At 72.2% G+C, this 15,864-nt stretch carries 14 protein-coding genes and 1 riboswitch; of the genes, 9 read left to right on the forward strand and 5 right to left on the reverse strand.

The features are described from left to right. Nucleotides 1–30: 30 nt before the first annotated feature. The 3 genes from AC0VYP_RS09810 to AC0VYP_RS09820 all read left to right on the forward strand — a co-directional run bounded on the left by AC0VYP_RS09810 (nucleotide 31) and on the right by AC0VYP_RS09820 (nucleotide 2,650). The gene (locus tag AC0VYP_RS09810; RefSeq protein ID WP_475473607.1) at nucleotides 31–966 is read left to right on the forward strand and encodes a threonine ammonia-lyase; all 936 of its coding nucleotides are present in this window, start codon (nucleotides 31–33) and stop codon (nucleotides 964–966) included. Nucleotides 967–1,134: 168 nt separating this feature from the next. Beyond that, entirely contained in the window at nucleotides 1,135–1,575 is a 441-nt protein-coding gene (locus AC0VYP_RS09815; RefSeq protein WP_475473609.1) for a pyridoxamine 5'-phosphate oxidase family protein, read from the forward strand. A 52-nt stretch (nucleotides 1,576–1,627) separates the two neighbouring features. Then, a complete protein-coding gene (locus AC0VYP_RS09820; protein ID WP_475473611.1) occupies nucleotides 1,628–2,650 on the forward strand; it encodes a nitronate monooxygenase in 1,023 nt (340 codons plus the stop codon). Between the two features lie 12 nt (nucleotides 2,651–2,662). On the opposite strand, the gene ggh is transcribed toward AC0VYP_RS09820, so the two are convergent. Both ggh and AC0VYP_RS09830 read right to left on the reverse strand, forming a co-directional pair. Then, nucleotides 2,663–4,042, reverse strand: coding sequence for a glucosylglycerate hydrolase (gene ggh, locus AC0VYP_RS09825; RefSeq protein WP_475473613.1), 1,380 nt, complete (start codon nucleotides 4,040–4,042; stop codon nucleotides 2,663–2,665). A 523-nt stretch (nucleotides 4,043–4,565) separates the two neighbouring features. Beyond that, nucleotides 4,566–5,948 (reverse strand): MFS transporter, encoded by a 1,383-nt coding sequence (locus tag AC0VYP_RS09830; protein WP_475473615.1) that lies wholly within the window; start codon nucleotides 5,946–5,948, stop codon nucleotides 4,566–4,568. Nucleotides 5,949–6,705: 757 nt separating this feature from the next. Here AC0VYP_RS09830 and AC0VYP_RS09835 point away from each other — a divergent pair. The 3 genes from AC0VYP_RS09835 to AC0VYP_RS09845 all read left to right on the forward strand — a co-directional run bounded on the left by AC0VYP_RS09835 (nucleotide 6,706) and on the right by AC0VYP_RS09845 (nucleotide 10,194). Continuing rightward, nucleotides 6,706–6,924, forward strand: a complete 219-nt coding sequence (locus AC0VYP_RS09835; RefSeq protein ID WP_285760256.1) for a DUF3099 domain-containing protein — start codon at nucleotides 6,706–6,708, stop codon at nucleotides 6,922–6,924. Between the two features lie 1,332 nt (nucleotides 6,925–8,256). After that, nucleotides 8,257–9,021, forward strand: coding sequence for a YqjF family protein (locus AC0VYP_RS09840; RefSeq protein ID WP_475473617.1), 765 nt, complete (start codon nucleotides 8,257–8,259; stop codon nucleotides 9,019–9,021). A 129-nt stretch (nucleotides 9,022–9,150) separates the two neighbouring features. Continuing rightward, on the forward strand, nucleotides 9,151–10,194 hold the full coding sequence (locus tag AC0VYP_RS09845) for a universal stress protein (protein ID WP_475473618.1): 1,044 nt from the start codon (nucleotides 9,151–9,153) through the stop codon (nucleotides 10,192–10,194). Between the two features lie 15 nt (nucleotides 10,195–10,209). On the opposite strand, the gene AC0VYP_RS09850 is transcribed toward AC0VYP_RS09845, so the two are convergent. Both AC0VYP_RS09850 and AC0VYP_RS09855 read right to left on the reverse strand, forming a co-directional pair. Beyond that, a complete protein-coding gene (locus AC0VYP_RS09850; protein ID WP_475473620.1) occupies nucleotides 10,210–10,536 on the reverse strand; it encodes a hypothetical protein in 327 nt (108 codons plus the stop codon). A gap of 73 nt (nucleotides 10,537–10,609) precedes the next feature. Beyond that, complete coding sequence (locus AC0VYP_RS09855; RefSeq protein ID WP_475473622.1) at nucleotides 10,610–11,707, reverse strand: pyridoxal-phosphate-dependent aminotransferase family protein; 1,098 nt, start codon at nucleotides 11,705–11,707, stop codon at nucleotides 10,610–10,612. A 207-nt stretch (nucleotides 11,708–11,914) separates the two neighbouring features. Here AC0VYP_RS09855 and AC0VYP_RS09860 point away from each other — a divergent pair, with 207 nt between their 5' ends. Next, nucleotides 11,915–12,139 (forward strand): ferredoxin, encoded by a 225-nt coding sequence (locus tag AC0VYP_RS09860; RefSeq protein WP_285760252.1) that lies wholly within the window; start codon nucleotides 11,915–11,917, stop codon nucleotides 12,137–12,139. Nucleotides 12,140–12,357: 218 nt separating this feature from the next. Further along, nucleotides 12,358–12,864: a GNAT family N-acetyltransferase gene (locus AC0VYP_RS09865; RefSeq protein WP_475473624.1), complete on the forward strand. Its 507-nt coding sequence runs from the start codon at nucleotides 12,358–12,360 to the stop codon at nucleotides 12,862–12,864. Nucleotides 12,865–12,963: 99 nt separating this feature from the next. Then, nucleotides 12,964–13,077, reverse strand: a riboswitch (SAM riboswitch). A gap of 173 nt (nucleotides 13,078–13,250) precedes the next feature. Here the strand turns inward: AC0VYP_RS09865 and AC0VYP_RS09870 are convergent. After that, nucleotides 13,251–14,432 carry a S8 family peptidase gene (locus AC0VYP_RS09870; protein ID WP_475473626.1) on the reverse strand — a complete coding sequence of 394 codons (1,182 nt, stop codon included), beginning with the start codon at nucleotides 14,430–14,432 and terminating at the stop codon, nucleotides 13,251–13,253. 419 nt (nucleotides 14,433–14,851) lie between these two features. On the opposite strand from AC0VYP_RS09870, the gene AC0VYP_RS09875 reads away from it, so the two are divergent. After that, nucleotides 14,852–15,820: an acetylxylan esterase gene (locus tag AC0VYP_RS09875; RefSeq protein WP_285760250.1), complete on the forward strand. Its 969-nt coding sequence runs from the start codon at nucleotides 14,852–14,854 to the stop codon at nucleotides 15,818–15,820. Nucleotides 15,821–15,864: the final 44 nt, after the last annotated feature.

Genomic DNA, 15,864 nt, shown 5'->3' on the forward strand with positions numbered 1-15,864 from the left:
AATCTACGCTGCCGGGGGCAACCTGGGTGCATGGAGCTCATCACCATCGACCAGGTGCGCGCTGCGGCGCGGCGTGTAGCCCCCCTCGCCGTGCGCACGCCGCTGCTGCCCTGCCCCTGGTACGAGGGCGATCTGTGGCTGAAACCGGAGAGCCTCCAACCGGTGGGCGCCTTCAAGATCCGCGGCGCCGCCAACGCGCTGGCGCTGCTGGACGACGCCGCCCGCGCGGGCGGCGTCGTCACCCACTCCTCCGGCAACCACGGCCAGGCGCTGGCCTACGCCGCGCGGGCGGAAGGCGTCGCCTGCACGGTGGTCGTCCCCGAGGGCGCACCGGAGGTGAAGGTGGCGGCGATGCGCGGGTTCGGCGCGCGGATCGTGTCGGCCGCTCCCGAGGACCGCCAGTCCGTTGCCGAGGCGCTGGCCGCCGAGCACGGGGCGCACCTGATCCCGCCCTTCGACCACCCCGACGTGCTCGCCGGCCAGGGAACGGTGGGGCTGGAGATCGTCGCGGACCTCCCCGAGCCCGACGTCGTCCTGGTGCCGGTGGGCGGTGGGGGGCTGGCCTCCGGGGTGGCCACCGCGGTGCGCTCGTTGAGCCCCTTCACCAAGGTCGTCGGGGTGCAGCCGGAGCTGGCGGCCGACGCCGCCGAGAGCCTGGGGGCGGGGCGGCTCATCACCTGGGAGCCCGAGCGCACCCGGCGCACCATCGCCGACGGTGTACGGGTGGGCTTGTCGGAGCTCACCTTCGCGCATCTGCACAAGCGCCTCGACGGGATCCTGACGGTCACCGAGGAGGAGATCCGCGCGGCGATGGGGACGTTGCTGCGGCGGGCCCGCCTCGTGGCCGAACCCAGCGGGGCCCTGGCAGTGGCGGCCGTACTGTCGGGCCGCGCACCCCAGGGCCGTACGGTCGCGGTCGTCTCGGGCGGCAACGTTGACCCCGAACTGCTGAGGGCGGTGCTCTGACCCGCTTCCCCGCCGGCGCGTTCGGGGCGGTGTCACCCGCCCGACGTGGGCGAAGGTGAACGGGATCATAGCCCCGACGGGCGTCGACCGGGCCGCTCGGGGTAGCCTGGCGCCTTTGGCGGGCAGGCAACGGCACGCGCTGCGCGCGGGCCCGGCGAGGAGGCGGAAATGGCGAATCTCGACGACGTGCGTGCGCTCATCGAGCAGGGCGGCAACCGCGGCGTGGTGTCCACGACCAGGGCCGACGGTTCCATCCAGTCCAGCCTGGTCGTGGCCGGCATCGTGCGCCACCCGGTCACCGCCGAGGAGGCCGTCGCCTTCACCACGCCGGCTTCCAGCGTCAAGCTGAGGTTCCTGCGTCAGCGCCCTCGGGCCACCATGGTCTTCCAGTCCGGGTACCACTGGGCGTCGGTGGAGGGCACCGCCGACCTCATCGGCTACGACGACGCCTATGACGGTGTCAACGCCGAGATGCTGGGGCTGCTGCTGCGCGCCGTCTTCGTCGCGGCCGGCGGCACCCACGACGACTGGGACTCCTACGACCACGCGATGATCGAGGAACGCCGCAGCGCCGTGCTGATCAGCCCGGCCCGCGTCTTCGCGATGTGAGTCGTCGCCCCCCGGCCGCCGTGCCGGGAGGGGAGAGGGGGAGGAGCCCACTGTGCAGGAGCTGAGCGGGTTGGCGGCCCCCGTTGTCGTGGCGCCCATGGCGGGAGGGGCCAGTACCCCCGAACTGGTGGCCGCGGCGGCCTCCGCCGGAGGGCTGGGTTTCCTGGCCGCTGGGTACGCCACGCCCGCGGACATGGTGCAGAGGGTGCGGCGGACCCGTGAGCTGGGCGCGGAGTTCTTCGGGGTCAACCTTTTCGTCCCCGGCCCCGACACCGCCGATCCCGTCGCGCTCGCCGCCTACCGGTACCGCATCGCCGCCGATGCCGCGCGCCTGGGCGTGCGGCCGGGCGAACCGCGCTGGGACGACGACGCCTTCGCGGTCAAACTCGATCTGCTGCTCGCCGAACCGGTCCCCGTGGTGTCCTTCACCTTCGGTCCGCCGCCCCCCGGGGTCGCGGACCGGTTGCGCCGGGCGGGGACGCTCGTCGTCGGGACGGTCACCGACGCGGCCGAGGCGCGGCTGGCCGTTGACGCCGGGGCCCACGCCCTGTGCGTCCAGGGGGCGGAGGCCGGCGGCCACCAGGGCTCCTTCGACGACGCCCGCGAGCGGACAGCGCCCTTGGCCGAGGTCCTGGCAGCGGTGCGCGCCGCTGTCGATGTCCCGCTGATCGCCGCGGGCGGTCTCACCCGCGCCGCCGATGTGCGTGCCGTCCTCGCCGCGGGGGCGACCGCGGCCCAGCTGGGGACCCTGTTCCTGCGGACCCCCGAAAGCGGGGCGAACCCGGTGCACCGGGCGGCGTTGGCCGATCCGCGCTTCACGGCCACGGCGGTGACCCGCGCCTTCACCGGCCGCCGCGCCCGGGGCCTAGTCAACGGTTTCCTCACCGGCCACGACGCACTGGCTCCCGCGGGGTACCCCCAGGTGCACCATTTGACGGCTCCGCTGCGGGCGGCCGCGGTGCGCGCCGGCGATGCCGAGACCGCGCACCTGTGGGCGGGGACCGGCTATCGGGCGGCCCCCGTGGAGCCGGCCGCCCGGGTGATCGCGTCCCTGACCGCTTCCCGACAGTCCTGACGGCGGGCCCGGTCAGCCCTCGTTGAGCCAGTCCAGTACCACCGCGGCCGTCCACGACTGGCTGAGGCTCCCCAGCGGTGCGCCGGTCAGGGGATGGTAGTACTCGGCGAAGGTGCCGTCGGAGACCAGCCGCAGGCACTCCGCGCGGATTCCGGCGGCGCTGTCGTGCAGGCCCTGGCGCCGCATGGCCCAGGTGAACAGCCAGCTGATCACCGGCCACTGGGGCCCGCGCCAGTACTGCTTGGGCAGGAAGCCCGCGGCCGAGGGCGACACGGTGGGCAGCGCCCCGGTCGCCAGGTGCGGGTGCCCCGCCCAGTCGGGGCCTTCGAGGGCTGCCACCAGGGAGGTGCGCTCCTCGGGGGTGACACCCCCGCACAGCAGCGAGGAGAACCCGGCGATCGTGGGGGTGGCGATCCAGCGGTCGGCGCGCACGTCGAAGTCGCGGGCCAGGCCGGTGGCGGGGTCGCGGGTGGCGGCCACCGCCGCGCCGGAGCGCGCCGCCCAGGAGCGCAGCGTCGCCACCTGTTCGGGGGACCGGTCCGATTCCTCGCCGAGGTCGGCGAGTACGTCGCAGGCCAGGGCGAACGCCGCCGTCATGAACACGTCGCCCACCAGGAAACTGCCGTTGCGCGCGACCTCGTCAGGGCGGTAGCCCGCGCGGCGCATCTCCTCGATGAGCCACATGTAGCGGTCGTACTCCGCGTCGGTGGGGCGCTCGCCCTCGTCGCCGACCTTGTCGAGGTCCTTGCGGGTGTAGGGGGTGAGGTCGGTTCCCGGGCGCACCCCGGAGTAGGCGGAGTCCCAGCGGGGGGAGTTGTCCATGCCGGACTCCCACCCGTGGGTGATCGCGACCAGGCCGGTGCCCAGCGGGTCGCGGTGGGTGGCCAACCACCGGTGCCAGGCGAACAGTCGAGGCCAGGCGGTCGCGAGCAGCTCCTCGGCGCGGCGGTTGTCGGCGGCCGACCCCCGGCGCCCCGCGTCCACGATCGTGCGCAGCGCGATGGCGTGCACGGGCGGCTGGCAGATACCGGAGGTGGCGGGGGTGCCGGGAGCGGCGGTGCTCAGGCGACCGGTCTCCCAGCGTTCGGGGCCGGGGAAGTAGCCGGTCCCGTCGCTGAACACGATGTGCGGGATCATCCCGTCCGACCACTGGCCGCCCAGGAGCGTCTCCATCTCGCGGGCCGCGCGGTCCACGCTGATCCGGGCCAGGCCGACCATGATGAAGGCCGCGTCCCAGCTCCACATGTGCGGGTACAGCCGGGGGGAGGCCGTGACCATGCGCCCGGTGTCGTTGCCGGCGAGCACCCACGCCGCTCCGGAGGCGAGCTCGGCCGTCCCCAGGTGGGGCCGGTGGACGTGGGGGGCCGGCCGGCCGACTGCGCCTATGGTCATGGAGACTCCCAAGAAGTGGGGATGGCTGGGCCGGCGGTCCGCACGCCGGTCGGGAGCGGACGTCATGTGTTAAGAGAATGTTACAACCGCTGTCCTCGGTTGCCACCCGTCCGTCGGCACCGCACCCCCACAGAGGGGTAATCGCCGTCGGGCGGTGGGCCTGTCGAGAATTATGTCGCGGGCGCGATCGCCGTGGCCAGTCCGTCGGGCGGCGCAGTGGTGCGACCGGAAAAGACCGGCCCCGCTTGCCTTCCGCGCCGATCCGCTCGGGGGCGCGCTGCTGTCGAGGGGGTCGGCGGACGGTAACCGTTGACCCGTTGCGCGCGGAGTACGCTCCTTCGCCGGCCGCCCGCACAGGTTGTTGCGATCAGGTTTCCGGCGCAGGGCAATTCCGGGGTAACCGGCGCGTGCGCGGCGATCGGGCCGCGGCCGGGGTGCGCCCCGCGCACACGACACGGCCGGGCGCGTGGGTGCGCCCGGCCGCGGTCACGGGGGAGTCAGCGCCTCGGTCGGCGCTCCCCGGTCAGGAGATGATCGTGTTGGACGAGTGGACCTCCTCCCGGGGGCGGGGAGCGCCGCGGTCCTTGGCGGCGCCGGCGGCGGAGACCTCCGGTTCCAGGACTGCGATGTCCATCGGGGAAGGCTCGCCCGAGGCCACCGACACCGAGCGTTCGGGAGCGGTCTGCGCGCCCGTCGCCGGACGCAGTGCCCCCGCGCCGACCGCGATCAGCAGCAGCAGTGCCGCCGGCAGGGTCAGTGCGGCGGTCAGCCCGACGTACTCGGCGAGCAGGCCGATCGACACGGGACCGACCAGCGGCCCGCAGTAACCGATCAGCGAGACCGTGCACAGGTTGCGTCCGGACTTCGCGGGATCGTAGGCGGAGGCCGCCGTGAACACCTGGGGCATCACGCAGGACAGGCCGGCTCCCAGCAGGCCGAACCCCAGCATCACCACGCCTTGGACGGGCGAGACCAGCGCCAGGAACAGTCCGGCCGAGGCGAGCAGACCGCAGCAGCGGGTCACGGCCACCGGCCCGATGGCCAGGGTGAGACGGTCGCCCACCAGCCGACCCACTGTCATCAACCCGGTGTAGACGGCGAAGGTCGCCGAGGCCATGGCCTCGGTGCCGCCGACGACCTCCCGGGTGTAGAGCGCGCTCCAGTCGGTGGCGGCGCCTTCGGCGAGCATGCAGCACAGGGCGATACCGCCGAGCAGGGCGATCCGCGACGGCGGGGCGGAGATCCGCCAGGTCCGCCGACCGGTCGGCACGGCCCGCTGGAGCGGCGGGGGCACCGGTGCGTTGTCGCTGAGTTCCTTGCGCAGGGTGATGGCGATGGCGGCCAGGGCGATCGACACCACGTGGAAGGTCGTTGTCGCGTCCATCCCGGCACGGGCGAAGATCGTCCCGGCGATGGCTCCGAAGCAGCCGCCGAACGAGCAGGCCGCATGGAAAGAGGCGATGATCGGACGTCCGTATGCGCGTTGCAGTTGGGTGGCCTGGACGTTGACGGACACGTTGAGCAGCGCGTGGGTCGAGCCGAGCAGGAACAGGGCCGCGGTCAGCTGAAGCATGCCGCTGACATGGGCGGGAACCGAAAGCGCGAGGCTCGCGGCCAGGGCGGCCGGTGGCACCACGACCCTGCCGCCGAACCTGTCCAGCAGTCCGCCGCTCAGTCGCATCGCCATCAGCGCCCCGGACGCCAGGGCGAGCAGCGCGATGCTCAGTTCCCCGGCGCTCACACCGGCCTGGTCCTTCACCGCCGGGACCCGAGTCGCCCACACCGCGATGACTGTTCCGGTCACGAAGAAGTAGGCGTAGAGCACCCTTCTTGCGCGCCGCAGCCGCTCTGTGGCGGCCTTCTCGTCGTGAGTACGTGCGTAATCGATGTATTGGTTCTCAGACACGTTCTACCATTTTTTCGGAAAGAGTATGTATGACATTGCGCGACTGAAGGTGGGGCGTTGGCCTCGATAGCCCCTGGTTTGGGTTTCGTGGCGGTGGATGTCGGGCCCACTGGAGCCGGAATCTGTTTCCAGAGGGGATCGGGCAGCGGCGGCTATGGCCGTAAACGTGAACGCCGACTGTCATAGAGGCTACATAAAACACGACGTCAATGCTGCGACTCGACGCGCGAATTTTCGCTTCGGCACTCTAGGGACCAGCGAAAACGCTCAAAGCCCCTTGCTGCTCTGGGTTTTGTTGAAGGTAAAGTAATTCTTGCTTAGATCTAAATCACAACAACTTCAAAGGGGCCATATCGTTTGTCCGTCTTAAGAATGCATTGTGGCCTGCATTTCAAATTTGGCGCGTATTGGTCCCTTTTGCTCGCTTGGTGGGAAGTTCTCCGGCAATGAGATCGGCCAGTGATGGGCGTCACGGGATCAATTGGCCGCTGGGGTGTTTTGTTCCGCTCGTTCGCACGGGTGTTCGTGGTTCGCTGGCGTTGGCCCGGGCCCGTCGGTCAACCGTTTGGAAGGCCGACCGGGCAGGGAAGTGCGGCGCCGGTATGGGGAGGAGCGAGGCGTGCGATCGACAGCGGCCCAGCCGGGGAGCCCCCGGGCCGGTGATGCGGTGGACCGGGCGCCGTGCCGGTTGCGGTATCGGGGCGGGGATGGGCACGTCCCCCCTGGTCAGCAGGCGAATAGCGCGTAGCCTGAAAGGGTGAGACGGCGCGTTCGCAACTACGTGTTGCTAATGGGGGGCAGCCTCGTCCTGTTCGCCGCTTCCGCTCCGGTGGCGGCGCTGACGGGCACGGGTGTCGGCGTTGCCATGTGTGCGGTTGCCGCGGTCCTGCTGCTCGTCGCGGTGTTCGTCGGAAACTCCGCCGATCCGGACGATCCCGCCGATCACGACTCCCGTTACGGCCCCAACGCCGACTGATCCCGTTCAGGCCGGCCCGGCGGCCCGGTGTGCCGGTCGGTCCCGCCCCGAGGCATTTTTCTTTTCGCGCAGGAAACGGCCCGATGGCGTAGTCCTGCGCCTGCTCCCACTGTGCGGAGGCCGGGACGTTTCCCCGCCGGGTGGGCGAGGCGACTCCGGGCGACTTCGCGCCCCTGATTTCGCTCCCCGGAGGAAGTCGGGCCCCGGGGCACTTGTCGTTCGGGCGGGCACGGGGTGCGGCACCGGACTTCCGCGGGCGGGAGAAGACCGGGTGAACAGGATCGCCAAAAGTTCGCGTCGGCGGCTGCGGTAGCGATGCCTGTCGCGCATTTTTTCGCCCTGAGCGAAAGTCCACGGCGGAAAAATCCGTCCCCGAGCTCGACCGCCCCTTCAGCGAGCGGTATCGAACGCGCTGTCACCAACCGGTCGGTTTCGCAGGGAGGGATAGCGGCGAAGGCGGCGCCGGTTAATTCACTGTCTATTAACTTCTGGTGCCGCCTCCGGTGCATGGTGATGGATTGTGCCCGTGATACGCGTTGCCCGGCGGCGTTTGATGTTTTTTTGTGCCCTCCGGGGAGAAGGTCACGGAAATTTCCACCGCCGATGTGTGGGAAAGGGCGTCGTTATCTCCCCGGCTGCGGGACGGCGGGGTATTCGCCTTGGAGGAGACGGTTCGCGTTGCGTGCTGCCCGCGTGCGGACTCGTGTCGATCTGTACCGCTATCGGTGGCCCGAATGGGAAATGGGCACCCCGGAATTCACGCGTCCGGGGAGGGAAGTGGGCGAACGCTTCCATCGTCATTCGAGGGCTGCGCGACGCGAAACGGCCGAATGCCATCGGTGCGGTATTGCCGACCCGATCAGGGGTTTTGGTGCCGCCTGGGGTGAATGTTCTTTTCTCGACAAGTGAATGAAACAGTGGTTACCCGCTGGTAGAGTCCCAGGTCAACAAGAGTGCTCCCCGCGCACGCGGGGATGGTCCCACCCGACGGCCTCTGACTCACCTACTCGATGCGTGCTCCCCGCGCACGCGGGGATGGTCCCGTCATCCCTCTGCGGTGGCTGGAAATGGCGCAGTGCTCCCCGCGCACGCGGGGATGGTCCGAGCGAGCTGTGGCTGCTCGGGGTGTCCAGCCTGTGCTCCCCGCGCACGCGGGGATGGACCGCTATGGGCGGTCATCGATGAGGCCGCGCTCCTAGTGGGCCCCGCGCACACCGAGGACGGTCCCCGCGCCGCGCCGATTCGGTGTTCGGAAGGGGCTGTACGCGGGGACCCACGCCGGTGGTTCCCGGGCGCCGGATTTCTCCGCCGGGCTTCTGCGATCCTGGTCCTGTGCCGTCCACACCCGCTGGTCCCGAGCCGGTCACGCCCGATGCGCCGGGGGCCGTCGCCCGCCCGCTCCTCACCCAGTCCTGGCTCGACACCACCTTCCTGCACTGGGAAGTGGACCCCGGCCTGGTCGCGCCGCTCCTGCCGCCGGGCATCGCCCCCGACACCCGCAACGGGGTGACCTACGTGGGCCTGATCGCCTTCCGGATGCACCGCCTCGGCTGGTTCCGACTGCCTGGCATCCCCTATCTCGGCACCTTCCCCGAGACCAACGTCCGTCTCTACTCGGTGGACGCGCACGGGCGCCGCGGCGTGGTCTTCCGCTCGCTGGACGCCGCCCGCCTGGCGTCGGTGCTCATGGCGCGGATCGGCTTCGGCCTGCCCTACCTGTGGTCGCGCATGTCGATCCGCCGCGACGGCAGCACCATCGCCTACGCCAGCTCCCGGCGCTGGCCCGGTCCGCGCGGCGCGCACAGCCGCATCGCCGTCCGGGTGGGCGGCCCCGTTGACGAGCCCACCGAACTCGACCACTTCCTGACCGCGCGCTGGGGACTGCACAGCACCCTGTTCGGCCGTTCGCTGTACCTGCCCAACGCCCATCCGCGTTGGCCGCTGTACCGTGCCGAACTCCTGGAGTGCACGGAGGACCTCGTCGCGGCGGCCGGTCTGCCCGCACCGGCCGCCGAGCCGGTGAGCGTCCTGTACTCCCCGGGCGTGACCGTGCGTTTCGCCGGACCCTTGCGCGGGCCGCGTCCGGCCGTGGGGTAGCGGTCCGTGGCCGGGACCTTCGCTCCGCCGAGTCGGGGCCTGCGGGCACGCCGTCGCGGCGCCAGGCGACCCTTAGCCGCTCCCGTTCGGGGCAGTCCTTGAAACAGTAGGACGAAAAGGCCCTGATCAGTGCGGGGGCCTCGCGACCCGGGTACCCGCGCCTTCCGCGAGGAAGCGGCGCCGGCCATCGACGGGGACGCCGGCCCCGAGGGCATCCGGGGCCGGCGGGGGCACAGCGGTTCGGTCGTGGGGGAGGGGACACGGATGGACGCGGGGGACGGTGCCGGGCGGGGCGGCGATGCGCGGGCCTACGGGGTCGTCGCCGGGGTGGACGGCTCCGAGGGGGCGGCGATCGCCCTGGACTGGGCGGCCGGCGCCGCGCAGGCGCGGGGGATCGGGCTGCGCATCGTGCACGTTCTCACCGGCCCTTCCGGTTCGGTGCCCGGCGATCGCGGGCGCAGCGGGGCGGTGCTCGTGGCGCGGGGACGGGATCGGGTCCGCCGCGTCCGCCCCGGCCTGGCGGTGGACACCCGGGTCGTCAGGGGCGAACCGGTCGAGGCGCTCGTGGCCGAAGCGGCACGGGCCGACCTGCTCGTGGTGGGCTCGCGCGGCAACGGGAGCCTCGCCACGGTCCTGCTGGGCTCGACGAGCGTGGGGGTGAGCGCCAGGGCGGCGTGCCCCGTCGTGGTGGTTCCCGCGGTGGCCCCGCGTGCTCCGCAACCCGGGGGGCGCGTTGTGGTCGGGGTCAACGGGTCCCCGGCCTCGTGCAAGGCGTTGGAGTTCGCGTTGGCGGAGGCGGTCCGCGGCGGAAGGGGACTCGCCGTCGTGCACGCCTGGCAGGTGCCGGCGCAGGTCAACCCGATGGCGTTCGCGGCGGTCTCCACGATGGGCCGCGAGACCGTGCGGACCCGCAACGAGAGGTACCTCAGCGGTCTCGTCGCCGAGGCCCGGACCCGGGAGACCGAGTCGGTGCGGGTCCGGGTGCGCATGGCGGAGAAACCGCCCGCCGAGGCCCTGCTCGCCGCCGCAGAGCGCGCCGACCTCCTGGTGGTCGGGTCGCGCGGGAGGGGCGGGATGGCCGGACTGCTCCTGGGGTCGGTGAGCCAGTCGGTGCTGCACGGCGCCGTCCTGCCGGTGGCGGTGGTTCGAAACCCGCACGACCGTGCCCGGTGAGCGGGGCCGTCCACATCAGGGCGGCGGAGGGCGCTGGCCGCCGCCGACGTTTCGCAAGGCGACGACCGTCGAGCGGATCTGGCGGATGACGTCAACTCCGTCCCCCTGCCCCTCGACGAGGGGAGGGGAGAGGGGCGCCCGCGCGAGGCCGGGAACGCCCGAGGGCAGGCAGAACGGGCGGAAGCGCTGCGCCGGCGTCCCGGCGCGGGTGCGCGCAAACCCGGCGGGGATCGTTTCCGCGCGGCGGCGTGCACCGAGGTGGTCCGGGTGAGCGCCCCGGTGCACCTCGAACAGCACGGCCGCGATCGTCTCGCGCGGCCACGCCATCCGTCCCGCGCGCATTGCGGGCCGCTTTTCCCTGCCGGACCGGGTGGCCCACCACGGGTCGTCCCCCGGCCGGGGGACGCGCCGTCGATCAGCGCCCCAGCACCCGGGCCAGGGCCGCGAGTACCAGTTCGGCGCGGTCCAGGCGGGCGTTGTCCCCCATGAGCCCGATCCGCCAGACCGTCGAGGCGTACTCCCCGGCACCCGCGCCGATCTCGATCCCGTACTCGGCGAGCAGGCGCTCGCGGACCTTGGCGGAATCGGCGTCGGCGGGCACGCGCACGGTGGTCAACTGGGGCAGGCGGTGGCCTTCGGCGGCGAACAACTCCAGGCCGAGATCGGTCAGGCCCTCCTGGAGCCGCAGCCCGGCGGCGCGGTGGCGCTCGGCGACCAAGGGCAGCCCCTCGGACGTGATCCGGGTCAGAGCCGCGTCCAGGGAGGCGACCATCGCCACCGGCGCCGTGTGGTGGTAGGCCCGTCCGCCGGGGCCGCCGCGCACGTAGGCCCCCAGCAGTCCCAGGTCGAGATACCACACCGGCGGCACCTCCACCCTGCGCTGCCAGGCGCGCTCGGAGAAGGAGAACGGGGCCAGGCCCGGTGCGACCCCCAAGCACTTCTGGGTGCCCGCGTAGGCGATGTCCACGCCCCAGGCGTCCAGCGCCATCTCCGAGCCGCCCAGCGAGGTGACGCAGTCGGCCAGCAGCAGGGTGTCCGAGGAGCGGGCCCGCAGCGCCGCGCCCAGGGCGGCGATGTCACTGCGCACCCCGGTCGAGGTCTCGGCGTGCACCGCCGCCACGATCGCCGGGGCGGGGTGCGCGGCGAGCACCCGTTCGACGTCCACCGGTTCGCCCCACGGGTGGTCCACCCTGACCACCTGGGCGCCGTAGCGCGCGGCGACCTCGCACATGCGCGCACCGAACAGTCCGTTGACCGCGACCACCACGGTGGCGCCGGCGCGCACCGTGTTGGCGAACGCGGCCTCCATGCCGATGGAGCCGGTCCCCGACAGCGGCAGGGTCAGCGCGTTGTCGGTCCCCCACACCTCGCGCAGGCCCGCGCAGGTGCGGTCCAGGATGCGGATGAACGCGGGGTCGAGGTGTCCCAGCAGGGGCGCGGCCAGCCCCGCGGTCGCCTCGGGATAGGGGTTGCTCGGGCCCGGGCCCAGCAGGGCGCGTTGGATGAGTGTCATGCACCGCACTCTAGGACCGGCCGGCAAGGGGCTCCTGCCCCCGGGTGGGCCGTTTCGTGTCCGTTGGCGTCCCGCCCGAAGGGGCGGCGGTGGCCGGTTTCGCGGTGGCCGTGTCCCGGTTCCTCGCCGGAGAGGGCATGCTGGTGCCCAAGCGTCGGCGAGCGCTGCCCGCACCGCGGGCTGTCGAGTATTTTCGAGGAGATCGCGATGAGCTGGAACGTGTCGTTGGACCGGGGCGTGTGCATCGGTTCGGGGATGTGCACGGGGGCCGCCCCCGACCACTTCGAGTTCGACTTCGACGACGGCATGGCCCGGGCCGTCGCCGCCGAGGTCGCCCCCGACGACTCCGTCGTCGAGGCCGCCGACGCCTGCCCCGTCGAGGCGATCCTCGTGCGCTCGGCCGACGGGACCGTGGTCGCCCCCACTGCCTGAGTGCCGCCTGAGCGCTCCGCCCCAGGGCACGTCCGCCGTGTCCGGGCGGGCGGCGCTCCCGCGGCCCTCGGCGCGGCCCGTGCGGTGGCCTCCCCGATGCCCTCGTCCCCTGCCCGCCCGGGGCGAGGGCACCGGAAATAGCCGGGCGACCGCGCGGGTTGTGCACTGGCGCCGGTGCGTCGCGACGGGCGGCGCGCCACGAACACGGAAAGCCGGACATGGTGCTGCAACCCCCCGCGCGAACGGACCGTTCCGTTCGGGCCGCGACACTGACCGACCCTGGCGCCGCCCTTCTCGTCGAGGCACTGCTGGAGGAGTACACCCGCCGCTACAGTGCCGAGGGGGCCGCGCACGAGTTGGCGTCCTACCCCTTGACCGACTTCGCGCCCCCGCACGGCGCGCTCCTGCTGGTCGAGGAGGGCGCCTCCGTGATCGCGGGCGGGGCCCTGCGCCGCTACGACGAGGGCACCGCAGAGGTCAAGCGGGTGTGGACCCATCCCGCCCACCGTCGCCGCGGCCTGGCCCGCCAGGTCATGGGTGCCCTGGAGACCGAGGCGGTCCGCCTGGGCTACACCCGTGTCTTCTTGAGCACGGGGCCGGCCCAGCCCGAGGCGATGGCCCTCTACCGGGTGCTCGGTTACCGTGCCCGTGACGGCGAGGGGCTCGACGAGTCGGGGCGGCGCCGCTACTTCGCCTTCGACAAGCCGCTGTCCGGCGCCCCCTGACCCGACTCCGCCCGCTCGGCCCCCGCGCGCCGTCGCGGTGTCGGCCCCGGCCAACAGCGGTGAGGGCACCCCGGGGGGGCATCGGCGGCGTCCAACCGGGTGGAACCCTTCGGCGCTCACGCCCAGGCTCGCCCCGGTCGTCGCTCCGGGGCACCCCGCTGTGCAGGAGGGTGCCGGCCGGCACGCCGGATCTTTGCGCCGGCACTCGTGACCTGATGCGAAGCCAGGCGATTGCGCGTCACGTTTTCAAGGTGTGCCGGAGTGGCAGAAGCTGCACAGCCGGTCGCAATTGTTTTTGAGGAACCCGGGTTGGTTGACCCACGACGCGGGGCCCCGGCTTGTTGCCGGGGCCCCGCTGGGTCGATCGGTTCGCTACCGGATCGGGGTCAGAGGCCCGAGACGTTGAGCAGCAGGTTGGGCGTGCCCGCCGGTACGCCGCTGAGGACGCCGGCCGACGCGTTGCCCACGAGCCAGTTCTGGACCGTGCTCTGGCCGGCCTCGCCGTTGGCCTCCTTGTACAGCGCAGCCGCTCCGGCGACGTGCGGGCTGGCGAACGAGGTGCCGTTGCCCGTGTAGGTGCTGTTGCCGGTCCAGGTGGAGGTGATGGCCGACCCGGGTGCGTACAGCTGCACGGACGGGCCGTAGTTGGTGTAGGAGGCGGAGGTGTCGGTGCGCGTGGAGGCGGCGACCGTGGTCACTCCCGCGGCCCGGGCGGGCGAGGAGCCACTGGCCGGTGCGGCGGAGTTGCCCGCTGCCACGGCCACGAACACGTCGCTCGCGGCCAGTCGGTTGACCGCCTGATCCAGGGCGAGGGAGGCACCGCCGCCCAGGGACAGGTTGGCCACCGAGGGGCCGTCGGCGTTGGCGCCCACCCAGTCCACGCCGGCGATGACGCCGGCGGTGGTGCCCGAGCCGCTGTTGGAGAGGACCTTCACGCCGTAGAGGTTGACCTCCTTGGCGACACCGTAGGTGGCGCTGCCCACGGTGCCGGCCACGTGCGTGCCGTGTCCGTTGCCGTCCACGCCGTTGCCCCCGTAGGCATCGAAGGCGATCGAGGCCCGGCCGCCGAAGTCGGGGTGGTTGGGGGCGATCCCGGTGTCGATGACGTACACCGAGACGCCGTCGCCGGTGTAGTCGTAGGAGTAGCTGTTGCTCAACGGCAGGTTGGTCTGGTCGATGCGGTCCAGGCCCCAGGTGGGGTTGTTCTGCACCGCGGAGAGGTTGACCTCGCCGACCTCTTCGACGTAGGCCACGCCCGGCTCGGCGCGCAGGCGGTGTAGTTCCGCGTCGTCGAGTTCGGCGGAGAAGCCGTTGAGAACGGTGTCGTAGACGTGCTCGATGTCGCTTGCCGCGACGCCGACGCCGTCACCACCGGTGACCTCGGCGACCGTCACGTCGTCCTCCAGGACGACGATGTACTCGCCGTTCACCGCCGTGGCTCCGGCCGACTTCAGGGGGGCCAGGTCGTCGGCGGCGGCCGGGCTCGCGCCGAGTGCGGCCAGGGGCAGGGCCAGCAGTCCGGTCGCCGCGAGACCGGCGAGCGCGCGCATGTGGGTGGATCGTTGCACCAGTGTCCTCCTGGTAGGAGAGGGGTGGCGTGGCTCCGGGGGTGAGGAGTCGCGCCCCGCGGCGGCGGGGTCCGTCGCGGTTGACAGGACTGTAGGCGGATCGTCACTTAAAAAGAAAGATTGGTTACTTTGGGTAGTTTTTCGCCATGTAACACCAATGAAAAGCAATTACCTACAACTGCGGTAGGAAAAGTTGTCAATGGGACAGAGTGGCCATGCCCGGCCAGTCGTGGTCACGCTCCGCTTCTGCCTCCTCGCAGCCGGCTGTGTCTCGCGGGGCCGCGTCGCGATCCCCGTCGCGCACCGTCGAACCGGGGTGAGTAGGGTCGGTGCCCAAGCGTCGGAGCGTCCCCGACGCGGCGCCCCGGCCACCGTCCCTGCCGCCCCTCCCGGCGGACCGCACCCATGCGAGGAAGCCCGTGCCCCACTTCGACCTTCCGCTGGACGAACTGCGCCGCTACCGCTCGACGGTCACCGAGCCGGCCGGGTTCGACGCGTTCTGGTCGGCCACGCTGGCCCAGGCCCGCGCGACCTCGCTCGATGCCCGCTTCACGCCCGTTGACACCGGCCTGCGCACGGTTGACACCTTCGACGTCGTTTTCCACGGCTTCGCGGGCAACCAGGTCCGTGCCTGGCTCCACCTGCCCGCGCACCGGGACACGTCCCTGCCGGGCGTGGTCGAGTACGCCGGCTACGGAGGCGGCCGCGGGCTGGCGCACGAGAACACTCTTTGGGCCGTCGCGGGCTACGCCCACCTGGTCATGGACACTCGCGGGCAGGGCTCGGGCTGGAGGGTGGGCGACACCCCCGACGAGGTGGCCGCAGCGGGGATGCCCGCCTCCCCGGGGGTCATGACCAGGGGGATCACCGACCCGGCCGACTACTACTACCGCCGGTTGTTCACCGACGGGGTGCGCGCGGTCGAGGCACTGCGCGCGTTCGAGGAGGTTGACCCGGCCCGGGTGGCGGTCGCGGGCGCAAGCCAGGGAGGGGGCGTCGCGCTTGCCGTCGGCGGCCTCGTCCCGGACCTCGCCGGTGTCCTGGTGGACGTGCCCTTCCTGTGCGACTTCCCGCGCGCCACCTCCCTCGCGGACTCCGAGCCCTACCTGGAGATCGTGCGCTACCTCAAGGCCCACCGCGGCGCCGTCGGGCAGGTCTTCCACACGCTCTCGCACTTCGACGGCACGGTGCTGGCGGCCAGGGCGAACGCTCCCGCGCTGTTCTCCGCCGCCCTCATGGACGGGGTGTGTCCGCCCTCCACGGTGTTCGGCGCCTACAACGCCTACACCGGGGACAAGGACATCCGCGTCTACCCCTACAACGGCCACGAGGGCGGCGCCGGGTTCCAGCAAGCAGAGCAGCTGCGCTGGCTCGCCGCGACTCTGTGAGCCCGTGCGGGCCCGACGAACCGGGTGCGGTGCCCCGCGACCTC

Source organism: Nocardiopsis sp. iso_186, from assembly GCF_056173365.1.

Excerpts from the sequence above, each read along its gene's own strand:
- AC0VYP_RS09810 (WP_475473607.1), top strand. The coding sequence starts at position 31 with ATGGAGCTCATCACCATCGACCAGGTGCGCGCTGCGGCGCGGCGTGTA.
- AC0VYP_RS09815 (WP_475473609.1), top strand. The coding sequence starts at position 1,135 with ATGGCGAATCTCGACGACGTGCGTGCGCTCATCGAGCAGGGCGGCAAC.
- ggh (WP_475473613.1), bottom strand. The coding sequence starts at position 4,042 with ATGACCATAGGCGCAGTCGGCCGGCCGGCCCCCCACGTCCACCGGCCC.
- AC0VYP_RS09850 (WP_475473620.1), bottom strand. The coding sequence starts at position 10,536 with ATGCGCGCGGGACGGATGGCGTGGCCGCGCGAGACGATCGCGGCCGTG.
- AC0VYP_RS09855 (WP_475473622.1), bottom strand. The coding sequence starts at position 11,707 with ATGACACTCATCCAACGCGCCCTGCTGGGCCCGGGCCCGAGCAACCCC.
- AC0VYP_RS09860 (WP_285760252.1), top strand. The coding sequence starts at position 11,915 with ATGAGCTGGAACGTGTCGTTGGACCGGGGCGTGTGCATCGGTTCGGGG.
- AC0VYP_RS09865 (WP_475473624.1), top strand. The coding sequence starts at position 12,358 with ATGGTGCTGCAACCCCCCGCGCGAACGGACCGTTCCGTTCGGGCCGCG.